Annotated in this window: 2 protein-coding genes and 3 pseudogenes; 1 reads left to right on the top strand and 4 read right to left on the bottom strand. The window is 72.1% G+C overall.

The features are described 5' to 3' along the window. Window positions 1-291: pseudogene (locus HET64_RS25725) on the top strand (SARP family transcriptional regulator); the annotation flags it as partial. A gap of 73 nt (window positions 292-364) precedes the next feature. Here HET64_RS25725 and HET64_RS25720 read toward each other — a convergent pair. The 4 genes and pseudogenes from HET64_RS25720 to HET64_RS40120 all read right to left on the bottom strand — a co-directional run. Further along, on the bottom strand, window positions 365-6,670 hold the full coding sequence (locus tag HET64_RS25720; RefSeq protein ID WP_215109447.1) for a type I polyketide synthase: 6,306 nt from the start codon (window positions 6,668-6,670) through the stop codon (window positions 365-367). Between the two features lie 26 nt (window positions 6,671-6,696). Further along, window positions 6,697-11,817 carry a beta-ketoacyl synthase N-terminal-like domain-containing protein gene (locus HET64_RS40130; RefSeq protein ID WP_374105578.1) on the bottom strand — a complete coding sequence of 1,707 codons (5,121 nt, stop codon included), beginning with the start codon at window positions 11,815-11,817 and terminating at the stop codon, window positions 6,697-6,699. A gap of 153 nt (window positions 11,818-11,970) precedes the next feature. Next, a pseudogene (locus HET64_RS40125) lies at window positions 11,971-12,369 on the bottom strand (SDR family oxidoreductase); the annotation flags it as partial. A gap of 147 nt (window positions 12,370-12,516) precedes the next feature. Continuing rightward, window positions 12,517-15,363 (bottom strand): annotated as a pseudogene (locus HET64_RS40120) (acyltransferase domain-containing protein); the annotation flags it as partial. Between the last annotated feature and the right edge of the window lie 18 nt (window positions 15,364-15,381).

The following is a 15,381-nucleotide window of genomic DNA, read 5'->3' as shown; positions in this document are numbered from 1 at the left end:
GTCTCCGACTCCGTCACCGTGCGGTCTCTCAGGACGGGGCGCCACGCCGAGTCCGAGCGGCTCGTGCGTGAACACGCGGGCATCGACCCGGACGACTGCGACGAGATCGTGGCGGCGAAGATCCGCTGGGTCGTGCGCCGCGCACTCGACTCCGGCGACCTGGCCACCGTCGTTCGCTGCGGGGTGATCGATCTGCTGGCGGGCATTCGGAATGATGAGACGCTGCGGGCCGGTTCGCTCCTGCTGGACAGGATCTCCCAGCTGCACCAGGCCGAAGCCGTCTCCCGCTGATCCCTCCCCACCTCCTTCGCCCCACCCGGACCGAGGGGCCACCGGAACACCGGTGGCCCCTCGGCGCGTCACCTCACGGGGAGGGCAGGTAGCCGACGTCGGTGAAGAAGTCCAGGTAGGTCCCCAGCAGTTCGCTCCGCACCGGCGGGCAGACGATCGAGGCGTCCGCCAGGGCGGCATCGGCCTTGGAGCAGTCGATGCCCGGGTAGGTGCCGCCCGGCAGCCCCACGAGATCCACGAACTGGTCGAGCAGCGGCTGCATCGCGTTGGACCGGTCCGATCGGACCTTGCGGGTCCACGACGTGAGGTCCATCCCGTCGATGCGGTGGCCCCTGGCCCGCAACGCGTCGATGATCTCGCCGAACGTCAGCCGCGCCGGGTTCGACAGGTTGTAGGTGTCGCCGGTGCCGGTGAGCTGCCACGCCAGCTGGAGCATCGCGCCACTGACGTAGTCGGCGGGCGTCGGGTGGAAGTGGCTCTCCAGACTGTCCGGCACGGCCTGTGCCTCCACGATGCCGCGGATGCTGAGCCAGACGAAGTCCTGGGTCTGGCAGGCGCCGTTGACCTGATCGCCCGTCACCACGTCCACCCGGTACGACGACACCGGGACGCCCCGCTCGCGGGCGATGCCGATGATCTCCTCGCACACCCACTTCGACTGCCGATAGCCGCTGAAGAGCTGCTCCGGCGGGCCGATCGGCGCGTCCTCGGTGAGGCGTACGCCTTCCTCCGGCAGGTTCGCGTAGACGCCGGTGGACGAGATGTAGTGCACCGGCACCGTGCGGTGCTTCGCCGCGATCCGCAGGATCTCCTCCGTCGCGGTGACGTTGGCCGCCTTCAGCTTCGCGTACGGATAGAGCCAGTTGACATGGGCGCCGATGTGGAACACCACGTCGGCCTCGCGGGCCAGCCGGTCCGCCGTCTCCGCGCCGAGCCCCAGCCCCGGCGCGCCGAGGTCACCCAGGACCACGCGCACCCGGTCCAGCTCGATGCCCGTCCTGTAGTAGGCGGACGCGGAACGGATCTTGGCGTAGGCCGCTTCCTCGTCCGCGGCCCGCACCAGGCAGTGCACGGTGGCTCCGGTGGTACGCAGCAGGTCGCGCAGCACGAACGAGCCGATGAAGCCGGTGGCGCCGGTCAGCAGCACCTGCCGGGGATCGTCCGTCCTGTGCACGGTGTCCGCGGCCCGGATGTCGTCGGCCAGCCGCACCTCGGCCGTGAAGTCCACGACCCGGCCGCCGCCCGGCGCGCCCACCAGTTCGGAGAGCAGCCGGTCGGTGAGGTCATCGGGCGTGGGGTGGTCGAAGACGAGGGACACGGGCAGTTGCACACCCGTCTCGGCGAGCAGGCCCGCACGCAGGTCCACGGCCGTCAGCGAGTCGAACCCGAGGTCGCCGAAGTTCTGGGTGGCGGTGACCGAACCGGTGGTGTCGTGGCCGAGCACCGTCGACGTCGTGTCGAGGACGACACGCAGCACCACCTCGCGCTGCTCGTCGTCGGGCAGGCCGGCCAGCCGGTCCAGGAGCGCGCCGCCCGAGGACTGCTGGGCCGCGGCCGTACGGCGGTTCTGCGTGCGCAGCACCTTGCGCATCAGCGCCGGGACGTTGGCGTGTGCGGCGTGCTCGCGGGCCAGTGCCGCGTCGAAGGGCTGGCCGATCACCAGCGACCGGTCCAGCGAGAGCGCCGTGTCCAGGATCGCCGTACCGAGCGGTGTGGGGATCTGCCGCATGCCCTCGCGGGCCATGCGGTTCAGGATCACCGGGGTGAGGTGTGCGGAGACGGCACTGGCCTCCTCCCACAGGCCCCATTCGATCGAGACCGCGGGCAGCCCGAGCCCGGCACGGTGCTGTGCCAGGCCGTCGAGGAAGCAGTTCGCCGCGGCGTAGTTGCCCTGGCCGGGACCGCCGACCGTGGCCGCCATCGACGAGAACAGCACGAACGCGTCGAGATCGAGGTCCTTGGTCAGTTCGTGCAGATGCCATGCCGCGTCGACCTTCGGCCGCAGCACCGCGTGCAGTTGGTCGGCGGTCATGGTCGCGATCATGCCGTCCTCGGTGATGCCGGCGGTGTGCACCACGGCCCTCAGCGGGTGCTCCAGGCCGCCCAGCAGCGCTTCCAGGGCTTCGCGGTCGGTGGTGTCGCACGCCTCGACGCGCACATCGGCGCCGAGCGCGGACAACTCCGCGACCAGCTCGGGCGCCCGGCCGCGCCTGCTCACCAGCAGCAGGTGCTTCACGCCCTGCGTGGTCACGAGATGCCGGGCGACGACCCTGCCCAGCGCACCGGTGCCACCGGTGATCAGTACGGTGCCCTCGCCGCCGAGGCGGGGGGTGCGGGTCGTCGCGGCAGGGGTCCGCATGAGCCTCGGCACGAACGCCCGGCCGCCCCTGACCGCGATCTGCGGTTCGTTGTCACTGGCCGCGGCGGCGAGCACCGCCGGCAGACGGTCGCGCGCCGGGGCGTCCGTGTCCACCAGCACGATGCGGCCGGGGTACTCGTTCTGCGCGGACCGCACCAGACCCCACACCGCCGTCGCCGCCGGGTCCACGGCATCGGAGTGCACGGCGTCGCGGGTGAGGACGACCAGCTTGACGTCCTCACCCAACAGCAGCCAGCGCTGCAGCAGGTCAAGCGTCCGGCCCGCCGCGTCGTGCGTCGCGGCGACCGGATCGTCGCCCGGCCGCACCGGCTCGAACAGCAGCGTCTCCGCGTCGTAGGGGATCTCGTCCTCGACGAACGCCCACCGCCCCTCGACGGGCGACGGCAGGTTGACCGGCGCCCACTCGACACCCAGCAGCGCCTCGCGGACCTCGGTGTCCTCCGCGTGGAGGGAGAACGGCCGGGTGCGCACCGAGTCGACGGTCAGCACCGGCTGTCCCGCCGCGTCGGTGGCGAGGAGGGACGCGCCCCCGTCACCGTCCGGGGTCAGCCGGACGTTCAGCCCCGTCGCGCCGACCGCGTGCAGCTGCACGCCGGACCACTCGGACGGCAGTCCCGACGTGGCGGCCACGTACGGGCGCAGGGCGGAGACGAGCAGCGCCGGGTGGACACCGAAGCCGGAGCCCGGCACCGATTCCGGCAGCCGTACCGTCGTGTACAGCGCATCGCCGTCGCGCCACAGCTCGTCGACGCCCCCGAACGCGGGCCCGTAGCCGAGGCCGAGGCCGTCCAGCGTGGAAACGATCTCCTCGGGAGCCACGGCGACGGCGCCCGCCGGCGGCCACTCGGCGTCCGCGGGCGGTGGGGCGGCGAGCGCGGTGCTGGTCAGTACGCCGGTCGCGTGCAGGGTCCACGCCCCCTCGGAACCGTCCGGGCGGGACCGGATCACGACCGTGCGGCTGCTGTCGTCCTCCGCGGCACCGGCGCACACCTGGAGCTGCACCGGGGCGTGCTCCGGGAGCATGACCTGGCTGTGCACGGACAGCTGCCGCAGCTGGTTGCAGTCGACCTCGTCACCCGTGTGGATCGCGAGCTCCACCAGCGCCGAGCTCGGCAGAACGGTCCTGCCCGCCACCGTGAAATCGGCGAGCCACGGCTGGGTCGTACGGGTCAGCCGCGCGGTGAACATCACCGAGTCGTCCTCGGTGTGGACGGTGGCGCCGAGCAGCGGGTGCTCGGCGGCGTGCACGCCCACACCGGCGACGTCCGTCATCGCGCTGCCGGGGTCGAGCCAGAACCGCTTGCGCTGGAACGCGTAGGTCGGCAGGTCGACCGGCCGGGCGTCACCGCCGAAGACCGCGGCCCAGTCGGCCGAGTGGCCGTTGACGTACGCCGTGGCGAGCGCGGTGAGCACCGTGGTGACCTCGCCGTTGCCCGGGCGCAGCGCGGGGGCGAACGCGTGCTCGGCCAGCGACTGCCGGGCCTGGGCGGTCAGCACACCGTCCGGGCCGAGTTCGATGAACGTCGTCACGCCCAGCTCGTCCAGGTGTGTCACCGCGTGGTGGAACCGGACCGCCCGGCGCACCTGCTCGACCCAGTAATCGGGCGTGGAGACCGTCTCGGCGTCGGCGAGCTTGCCGGTGAGCGTGGACACGATCGGGATCGACGGCGGCTGGTAGCCCAGCGTGCGGGCCACGGCGCGGAAGTCGTCCAGCATCGCGTCCATCCGGTGCGAGTGGAACGCGTGGCTCACCACGAGCGCCTTGGTGCGGCGGCCCCGCGCGGCGATCGTCGACGCCAGCTCCGTGGCCGCGTCGTGGTCACCGGACACCACCAGGGAGGTGGGGCCGTTGACCGCGGCGACGCTCACGCTCCCGTCGGCGGGCAGCAGGGCCGCGACCTCGTCCTCGTCCGCCTCGACCGCGATCATCGTGCCACCGCGCGGCAGCTCGTTCATCAGCCTCGCACGGGCGGCGACCAGCCGGGCGGCGTCACCGAGCCCGAACACACCGGCGACGTGTGCGGCGGCCAGCTCACCGATCGAGTGCCCGACCAGGTAGTCGGGGGTGACACCCCAGTGCTCGAACAGCCGGAACAGCGCGGTTTCCAGGCAGAACAACGACGTCTGGGTGTACAGCGTCCGGTCGAGCAGCCCCGCCTCGGGCGTGTCCTCCCGGGCGAAGAAGACCGTACGCAGCGGCACCGGCACCTGGCCGCCGAGCGCGCCGTCGACGGCGTCGATCGCGGCGTCGAGCGCTTCGGCGAACACGGGATGGGCCTCGTACAGCTCACGTCCCATGCCCACGCGCTGCGCACCCTGCCCGGTGAACATCAGAGCGAGCCCGCCCAGGCCCGCGACGCCCCTGGCCGCCACGGTGCCGCCCAGCAGCACGGCCCGGTGCGGGAACTGCGTACGGGTCGTGGCCAGGGAGAAGCCGACGTCCGCCGGGCGCAGGTCCGGGCGCCGCCCGAGGTGCTCGACGAGCCGTGCCTCCTGCTCCTCCAGCGCTTCGGCGCTCTTGGCGCTGACGGGCAGCGGCACGACCCGGCCGCCCGCGGAACCCTCTTCCGGCGCACCGGACGTGGGGGAATCCGGGGAGACACCGGCGGGCGCCTGCTCCAGCACCAGGTGTGCGTTGGTGCCGCTGAGGCCGAACGCGGAGACGGCGGCCCGCCGCGGCCGGTCCACCTCCGGCCAGGGCCGGGCCTCGGTGAGCAGCCGGGCGTTGCCCGCCGCCCAGTCGACGTGCGGGGTGGGCTCCTCGACGTGCAGGGTCCGCGGCAGCACGCCGTGCCGCAGCGCCATCACCATCTTGATGATGCCGCCGACGCCCGCGGCGGCCTGCGTGTGGCCGATGTTGGACTTCAGCGACCCCAGCCAGATCGGCCGGTCGGCCGGCCGGTTCTGCCCGTACGTCGCCAGCAGCGCCTGCGCCTCGATCGGGTCGCCCAGCGTGGTGGCCGTGCCGTGCGCCTCCACGACGTCCACGTCGGACGTCGTCAGCCGGGCGTCGGCGAGCGCCTGCCGGATCACCCGCTCCTGGGCCGGGCCGTTGGGCGCGGTGAGACCGTTGGACGCGCCGTCGGAGTTCACCGCACTGCCCCGGATGACCGCGTGGATCGTGTGCCCCTTGCGGCGGGCGTCGGAGAGCCGCTCCAGCACGACCATGCCGACGCCTTCGCTCCAGCTCGTGCCCTCGGCACCGGCGTCGAACGTGCGGCACCTGCCGTCGGCGGACAGGTTGCCCTGGCGGCTGAACTCCACCCAGCTCTCGATCGAACCGATCACGGTCGAGCCGCCCGCCAGCGCGAACTCGCACTCGTTGTTGCGCAGCGACTGCACGGCTGTGTGCGTGGCGACCAGCGACGACGAGCAGGCCGTGTCGATGGTGACGGCGGGGCCCTCAAGACCGAGCGAGTAGGCGATCCGGCCGGAGGCGATGCTGCCGACCATGCCGGTGATGACGTACCCGGCCAGCTCCTCGCTGGTGAAGTGACCGCGATGGAGGTACGACTGGCCCGCGAGACCGGCGAAAACGCCCACCTGACGGCCCTTGAGGGACGTCGGGTCGATCCGGGCGTTCTCGACCGCCTCGTACGCGACCTCCAGCAGCAGCCGTTGCTGCGGGTCCATGGCGAGTGCCTCGCGCTGGTTGATCCGGAAGAACTCGGCGTCGAACCGCGGTGCGGAGCCGATGAACCCGCCGTGCTTGGTGTAGGTCTTGCCGGGCCTGCCCGGATCCGGGTCGTACGTGCCCGCCACGTCCCAGCCGCGGTCGGAGGGGAACTCGGTGATCGCGTCCCGCCCGTTCGCGACGAGGTCCCACAGCTCGTCGGCGTTGGTGACGCCGCCGGGGAACCGCGCGGCCAGGCCCACGATCGCGATGGGCTCGTGCTTCGCGGACTCCAACTCGTCGACGCGCTGCCTGCTCTTCTTCAGGTCGGCCGTCACCCACTTCAGGTACTCCACGGCCTTCTTCTCATCGGACACGGTGATCACGTTCCCTTCGTGCGGCGCGACAGGCGTCAGTTGGTGGCGCGTCCGAGCTGGTTGTCGATGAAGTCGAAGATGTCCTCGGCCGACGCGGACGCGAAGTTCTCGTCCTCGCCGTCGGTGCTCCCGTCCGGGTCCTCGGTCCATTTCGCGAGCATCGCCCGCAACCGGTTGGTGACCGCCGCGGTGTGTGCCGGCGCCGAGACCGAGGCGGCGGCGAGACTGGCCTCCAGCCGGTCCAGATCGGACTGGACCGTCTGGTGCGCCCGGTCCTCCGGGCCGAGCCGCTCGCGCAGGACCTTGGCGAGAGCGGCCGGGGTCGGGTGGTCGAACACGAGCGTCGTGGAGAGATCGAGGCCGGTGGCGGTGAACAGCTGGTTGCGCAGCTCGACCGCGGTCATCGAGGTGAACCCGAGGTCGGAGAACGGGTACTCCGCCTCGATCTCCTTCGGGTCGTCGTGCCCGAGCACCTCGGCGATCGCCTCGCGCAGCACCTCCAGCACCACGGCGCCCTGCGCCGCGTCGTCCAGCCCGACGAGCCGGGACGCGAGCGTCCGGCCGCGCTGCGGCAGTGGCTTCACCAGCCCGCGCAGCACGGCGGGCACGGGGCCGGCCGCCCGGACCCCGGCGGGGTCGAGCACGTTCGCCACCACCGTCGGCCGCCCGGCCGTCACGGCGGCGTCGAACAGCTCCTGGCTCTGCTCCGCCCCCCACGCGACGGCGAGCGCGGGCAGACCGCCGGCGTTGCGGTGCCGGGCCAACGCCTCCAGGTACGCGGCGGTCGCGGCGTCGGCGCCGCGACCGGTGTGCCCGACGGTGCCGACGATCGAGGAGCTGAGCACGAACGCCACCAGCTCGCGGTTCTCGGTGAGCCGGTGCAGGTGCCGGGCCACGTCGGCCGCGCCGCGCACCGCCTCGACCAACTGCTCCGGCGTGAGGTGCGAGACCAGAGCCTCGACGCCGGGCCCCGGCACGTGCACGACGGCTGTGACGTCGTGGGCGTCGAGCACCTGCCGCAGATCGTCCGGGTCGTCGCCGGCCCAGGTGACGACGTCCGTGACGGGCAGGTGGCCGATGAAGGGCGCGTCCCCGGTCGTGAGAACCGTGCCGTGCCAGCGGGGCGCGGGTGCGGACGCGGTGATACGGGCCAGCCGGGCCACCAGGGTCCGGTGGCCGCGCACGACGACCTGCGGTTCGTCCTCGGGCAGCGCGTCGGGCACCGTTTCACCGTCGACCAGGACGAACCGGCTGGGCTCCTCGTGCTGTGCGGTACGGACCAGACCCCAGACGGCCGCCGCGACGGGATCGGGGTCCTCGGTGTGGACGGCGTCGTGCGTGTGGACCACGAGCGGCCCGGAGCGCTCGGACCGCAGGGCGTGCAGCACCGTGGTGAGCACCTCCTCCAGAGCGCCCCGCCGCGGCACCTCCAGTACGTCGAACCCGGTGGCACCGGAGTGCGCGGACGGCACCCAGGTGAGGTCGAACAGGGCGTGCTGCGCGGCGCTGACCGGCGCCGTGGTGACCTGTTCGGCGGTGAGCACCGGCACGCCGTCCTCGTCCGTCGCGAGGAGGCCGCCGTCGAACCGGACGCGCAGGGTCGTCGCCCCGGCACGGTGCAGCCGGACGTTGCGCCAGTGCAGTGGCTGCACCGGCACTCCGCCCTGCTGGAGGGCGGCGGTGAGCAGCCCCGGGTCGATGCCGTGCTCCGTCGAGTCCGTGGTGGCCTCGGCGTAGAAGGTGCTGCCGTCGCGCCACGCCTGTGTGACACCGTCCGCCTGGGGGCCGACCTCGGCGGCGTTCGGTGGCCAGGGGAGCCCCGGCGCGTCGGAGTTCACCGTGGCGAGCGTGCCTGTGGCGTGCCGCTGCCACGGCGCGCCGTCGGCACGGGAGTGGATCGTGAGCCGCGTGCCGTTGACCGCGACCTGGAGCAGCAGCGCCTCGCCGGGCGGCAGGGGCGACTCGACGGTCAGCTCCTCCAGCCCGCCGTCCGCCGCGTGCAGGGCGAGGTCGAGCAGGGTCGCGGCGCCGTGTTCGGCATGGGCGGTACGGCCGGTGAACAGGACGGTGTCGCTGTCCGCCTGCTGTATCTCACCGCCGAGCAGTGGGTGCCCGCCCGGCAGGAGCCCGAGCCCGGCGGCGTCGACGGGGCCGACGTCGGTCAGCCAGTAACTCTGCTGCTGGAAAGCGTAGTTCGGCAGCTCCACGGTGGTACCCGCAGGCAGCACCGGAGAGCTGCCGTGCACGTAGGCCGTACCCAGCGCCGTCAGCACCCTGGTGACCTCGGACTGGGAGGAACGGAGCGTCCCGGAGAACGAGCCCTTCGCGAACTGCTGCGCGGCGGCGCTGAGTACGGGGTCGGGGCCGAGCTCGATGAAGACCGTGCCCTCCGGAAGGGCTGTCACGGCGTCGTGGAAGCGGACCGCCGAGCGGACCTGGGTGACCCAGTATGCGGGGTCGGTCATGGGGATGTCGGTGGCGACCGTCGGGACGATGGGGATCGTGGGCTCGTGGAAGGTGAGGGTACGGGCCACGGTGCGGAAGTCGTCGAGCATCGCGTCCATGTGGTGCGAGTGGAAGGCGTGGCTGACGGTGAGTTGTTTGGTGCGGTGTCCTTGTTCGCGGAAGTGCTCGGTGATCTTGTCGGTGGCGTCGGTGTCGCCGGAGATGACGATCGAGCGGGGTCCGTTGATGGCGGCGATGCTGATGGTGTCGTCGAGGTGGGGGGTGATTTCTTCTTCGGTGGCTTCGATGGCGGTCATGGTGCCGGTGTGGGGGAGGGCGTCCATGAGGGTGGCGCGGGCGGTGACGAGTCGTGCGGCGTCGTCGAGGGTGAGGATGCCGGCGACGTGGGCGGCGGTGATCTCGCCGATGGAGTGGCCGACCAGGTGGTCCGGGGTGACACCCCAGGACTCGTAGAGGCGGTAGAGGGCGGTTTCGAGGGCGAACAGCGCTGGTTGCGTCAGGCGGGTGCGGTCGAGGTCGCCGGTGAAGTACTCGTCCTGGATGCCGAGTGCTACGAGTGCGGCGTCCAGGGCCTCACGGAACACGGGATACGTCTCGTAGAGCTCGCGGCCCATGCCGGCGCGCTGCGAGCCCTGCCCCGTGAACAGGAACGCCAGCCCGCCCTTGCCGACAGCGCCGTCCACCAGCTCCTCCGTACCGAACAGCAGCGCTCGGTGGTCGAACTGGGCACGCCCGGCGAGGGTGTGAGCGACGTCCGAGGCGGCCAGCTCCGGATGCTCGGCAAGATGCTGTTTGAGCCTGGCGACCTGCGTCGTCAGGGCCTCGGGCGTTCGCGCCGACACCAGGAACGGCACCGGCACCGGCTCCGCCGCGGACCCTGCCGCGGGGGAGTCGGAGGAATCGGACGAGCCGGGAGCGGCCGGTGCGGGCGCCGGAGGCTCCTCGATGATCAGGTGCGCGTTCGTGCCCGAGATGCCGAAGGACGAGATGCCCGCCCTGCGCGGCCGGTCCCCGGCCGGCCACGGCCGGGCCTCCGCCAGCAGCGTCACCGAGCCCGTCGACCAGTCGACCTCGGGCGTCGGCTCGTCGACGTTCAGGGTGCGCGGCAGCAGGTCGTGCTTCATCGCCATCACCATCTTGATGACACCGGCGACACCGGCCGCGCCCTGCGTGTGCCCCAGGTTCGACTTGAGCGACCCCATCAGCAGCGGAGACGTCCGGTTCTGCCCGTACGTCGCGAGGACGGCCTGCGCCTCGATCGGATCGCCGAGTACGGTCCCCGTGCCGTGCGCCTCCAGGGCGTCCACGTCTGCCGGAACGAGCCCGCCGGAGGCGAGCGCCTGCTGGATCACCCGCTCCTGGGCCGGGCCGTTGGGGGCGGTGAGCCCGTTGGAGGCCCCGTCGGAGTTCACCGCTGAGCCGCGGATGACGGCGTGGACGGTGTGGCCGTTGCGTACCGCGTCCGACAGCCGCTCCAGGAGCAGCAGGCCCACGCCCTCGGCGAAGCTGGTGCCGTCGGCGCCGGCGCCGAACGACTTCACGCGGCCGTCTCGCGCGAGGCCGCCCTGACGGCTGAACTCGGTGAAGATGTCCGGCTGCGCGATCACCGTGACACCACCGGCCAACGCCAGGTCGCACTCACCGGATCGCAGCGTCCGCATCGCGATGTGCGTGGCCATCAGCGAGGACGAGCACGAGGTGTCGACCGTCAGCGCGGGCCCCTCGAACCCGTACGCGTAGGCGATGCGGCCGGAGGCGACGGCGTTGGAGATGCCCGTCATCACGTGGCCCTCCACCTCGTCGAACGCCTGGGACCCGCGGGGCGCGTAGTCCTGACCGAGCAGTCCGACGTACGTCGCTGTCCTGCTGCCGCGCAGCGACTTCGGGTTGATGCCCGCGTTCTCGAACAGCTCCCACGACGTCTCCATCAGCACGCGTTGCTGCGGATCCATCGCCAGCGCTTCCTTCGGCGAGATGCCGAAGAACGCCGCGTCGAAGCGGTCGGCGTCGTGCAGGAACCCGCCGACCCCGATGTAGGAGGTGCGTGACCGGGTGCGCTCCGGGTCGTAGAGACCGTCGAGGTCCCACCCCCGGTTCGTCGGGAACCCGGAGATGGCGTCCTGCTCACCCGCGACGAGCCGCCACAGGTCCTCCGGCGTACGCACATCGCCGGGGAGGCGGCACGCCATGGAGACGATGGCGATCGGCTCGTCGTCGGTCACGACCGCGCGTACGACCGGAGCGGCGGCACTGGCCCCACCGGTGAGCTTCGACCGCAGGAACGCGGCCATGGCGGCGGCCGTCGGGTGGTCGAAGATGATCGTCGCGGGCAGCCGGACCCCGGTCGCCGCACTCAGGCGGTTGCGCAGCTCGACGGCGGTGAGCGAGTCGAAACCGATGTCCTTGAAGGGAGTTTCGGGGTCGACCGCGTCGCCGCCGCTGTGGCCGAGCGTGTAGGCGACGTGCTCACGCACGATGCCGAGCAGCAACTCCAGCCGGCCGGCCTCGTCGAGGGCGGCCAACGCACTCGCCAGGGCGTTGGTGTCCGCGGTCCGGGCGCTCGCGGTTCGCCGCGACGGCGTACGGACGAGAGCGCGCAGCACCGGTGCCACCTCACCGCGCAGCGACGACAGGGTGATCGGCGCGGTGAGCACCGCGGCCTGGCCGAGGGTGAGAGCGGCGTCGAACATCCCGACACCCTGCGCGGCGCTGATCGAGGGGAAGCCCTCGCGGGCCATCCGGGCGAGGTCGGTCGTGGTGAGGTGCGCGCTCATCGCGCTCGCGTCCTCCCACAGGCCCCACGCCATCGACACCGCGGGCAGCCCCCGCTCACGGCGGTGGTGCGCGAGTGCGTCGAGGTAGGCGTTGGCGGCTGCGTAGTTGCCCTGGCCGGGGCCACCCAACGTACCGGCCATGGAGGAGTACAGGACGAACGCGGCGAGGTCGCGGTCCTGGGTCAGCTCGTGCAGGTGCCACGCCGCGTCCGCCTTGTTGCGGAGCACCACGTGCAGCTGCTCGGGCGTCAGGTTGGTGACCATCGCATCGTCCAGCACACCCGCCGTGTGCACGACGCCCGTGAGGTTCTCCACCCCCGCCAGGAGCGTGGCGAGCGCCTCCCGGTCGCTCGCGTCGCACGCCGCGATCGTCACGTCGGCGCCGAGCTCGGTGAGCTCCGCCGCCAGCTCGGGGGCGTGCCCGCGCCGACTGGTCAGCAGCAGTCGGCGGACGCCGTGCCGCTCCACCAGGTGCTTCGCGAGGATCGCGCCGAGCGTGCCGGTACCGCCCGTGATGAGCACGGTGCCCTCGGGATCGAGCGGCCGGTCGACGGTGAGAGCGATCTTGCCGGTGTGCTTGGCCTGCCCCATGTACCGGAAGACGGCGGGCGCCTGGGGCACCGGCCAGGCCTGCACCGGCAGGGCGGTGAGCACCTGCCGCTCGAACAGGTCGTACAGCTCGGCGAGCAGCGCCTGGAGGGTGTCCGGATCACTGGCGTTGAGGTCGTAGGCGGTGTACGCGACGCCCGTGTGCCGCTGTGCCACCTCGTCGGCGTCCCGGATGTCGGTCTTGCCGATCTCCAGGAAGCGGCCCCCGTGCCGCATCAGCCGCAGCGAGGCGTCCACGAAGTCGCCCGCGAGCGAGTCCAGCACCACGTCGACACCGCTGCCGCCCGTCTCACGGAGGATGTGCTCCTCGAACTCCAGCGTGCGGGAGTTGGCGATGTGACGGTCGTCGACACCGAGCGACCGCAGCACGTCCCACTTCGGGGGGCTTGCCGTCGCGTACACCTCCGCGCCGTAGTGGCGGGCCAGCTGGATCGCCGCCATGCCGACACCGCCGGTGCCGGCGTGGATGAGGACCTTCTCGCCCGCGGACAGACCGGCGATGTTCCGCAGACCCAGCAGCGCGGTCATCCAGACGATCGGAGCGGTCGCCGCCTGGGTGAACGTCCAGCCGCCCGGCATGGCGTGCAGCGCCCGGTGGTCGCCGACGGCCTGTCGGGAGAAGGTCCCCTCCGCGAGACCGAACACGCGGTCGCCCACGGCCATCGTGGCGACGTCCGGCGCGACCTCGATCACGATGCCCGCGACCTCACCGCCGAGCGGTGGCAGCGGGTCGTGCGGGTACATGCCCAGCGCGATCAGTACGTCACGGAAGTTGACGCCGGACGCACGGACCTCCAGCCGCACCTCACCGGGGAGCAGCGGCTGGGACACCCGCTCGTCCGCGGTGATGGCCAGCGTCTCCAGCGTGCCCGCCCCCGTGGACACCAGCTGCCAGGTGCCGTCCGGCACCGGCAGCAGCGCGTCCGCGTCGGGCCGGACCAGACGGGCGGCGCGGACCTCCTCGCCGCGCACGAGCAGCTGGTTCTCACCTGCGGCGATCGCACCGCCGGCCACGGCGGCGTCGAAGTCACCGTCGAGCAGCACGATCCGCCCGGGGTTCTCCGTCTGGGCCGACCTCACCAGACCCCACACCGCTGCCGCGGCGAGATCCGGTGTGCCGGTGTCCACCGCGTCGCGCGTGTGGACCACGAGAACGTCATCGGTGTCGCTGGCCAGCCACTCCTGCAACGAGGTCAGTACGGACTCGGTGACCTCGTGCAGCTCGCCGCCGCGGGGCACGGTCAGTACGTGGTGGGACGCGGCGGGCGCGTCGACCGGCAGGGTGAGGGGCTGCCAGCTCGGCACGAGCAGCGGTTCGGTGGCCGACGCGCGCACCTGGAGCTGGTCGGCGCTGACCGGTCGCGTCGCGAGCTGCTCGACCGAGATGACCGGCTGACCGGCGTGGTCCACGGCGTGCAGGGCGAGCCCGCCCTCGCCGGCCGGGGTGATCCGCGCGCGGAGCGCCGTGGCGCCCGAGGCGTGCAGCCGTACGCCGTTCCAGGAGAACGGCAGGCTGATGCTGCCGTCGGTGGCGTGCTGGTGCGCGTAGGCGTGCAGGGCCGAGTCGAGGAGCGCCGGGTGGATACCGAACGCCGCGTCGTGCACGGCCTCCGGCAGCAGGATCTCGACGAACAGCGCGTCGCCGGACCGCCAGGCGGCCGTCAGCCCCTGGAACGCGGGCCCGTAACCGAGCCCGACGCGCTCCAGCGCGGGGTACACGTCCTCGATCGGCACCGGCTGTCCCTGGGGCGGCCACGCGAGGGTCTCGGCGGACGCCGCGGTGGTGCTGAGCGTCGCCGTGGCGTGCAGATCCCAGGAACGGCCGGCTGAGCGCGAGTGGATGGAGACCGTGTTGTCCTTGAGCGCCACCTGGAGCTGTACGGCCTCGTCGGTGAGGAGCAGCGGCGCCGCGATCAGCATCTCGTCGACCGTGTCGAACCCGGCCCGGTCCCCTGCGTGGATCGCCAGCTCGATGAACGCGGTACCGGGCACGATCACGTTGCCCATCACCGTGTGATCGGCGAGCCACGGGTGCGAGTTCCGCGAGACCTGCCCGGTGAACAGGGTCGTGTCGCTGTCCACCGCGTGGATCAGGCTGGACAGCAGCGGATGCTCCACCGAGGTCTGGCCGAGCGCCGAGGAGTTCTGGGCGCTCCGGGGGGCCTCCAGCCAGTAGCTCTGTCGCTGGAAGGCGTAGCCGGGGAGGCTGCTGAGCTGTGTGGCGTGAGGTGTGGTGATCGTGCGCCCGTGGACGTAGGCGGTGCCGAGTGCGGTGAGGGCGGTGGTGATCTCGTCGCGTCCGCGGCGCAGTGCGGGGGTGAAGGTGCCCTCGGCGGATTGCTGGGCCTGGGCGGTGAGGACGCCGTCGGGGCCGAGTTCGATGAACGTGGTGACGCCGCGCGTCTCCAGCTCCTGGACGGCGTGGTGGAACCGTACGGCCTCGCGGACCTGGGTGACCCAGTACTCGGGGTCGGTCATCGCCAGGTTGGTGGCGACGGTGGAGACGATCGGGATCTGGGACGCGGAGTAGGTCAGTTGCTCCGCTGTGGTGCGGAAGTCGTCGAGCATCGCGTCCATGTGGTGCGAGTGGAAGGCGTGGCTGACGGTGAGTTTTTTGGTGCGGTGTCCTTGTTCGCGGAAGTGCTCGGTGATCTTGTCGGTGGCGTCGGTGTCGCCGGAGATGACGACGGAGGTGGGTCCGTTGACGGCGGCGATGCTGATGGTGTCGGTGAGGTGGGGGGTGACTTCTTCTTCGGTGGCTTCGATGGCGGTCATGGTGCCGGTGTGGGGGAGGGCGTCCATGAGGGTGGCGCGGGCGGTGACGAGTCGTGCGGCGTCGTCGAGGGTGAGGATGCCGGCGAGTGGGCGGCG

It is taken from the genome of Streptomyces sp. McG3 (genome assembly GCF_018619185.1).
Classification (GTDB): Bacteria; Actinomycetota; Actinomycetes; order Streptomycetales; family Streptomycetaceae; genus Streptomyces.
The sequence above is the reverse complement of the archived record's forward strand: the minus strand, read 5'-3'. Positions and strand labels throughout refer to the sequence as shown.

Bases quoted from the DNA above. Each gene is read 5' to 3' on its own strand.
- HET64_RS40130 (WP_374105578.1), bottom strand. From the start codon at position 11,817: ATGTTCGACGCCGCTCTCACCCTCGGCCAGGCCGCGGTGCTCACCGCG.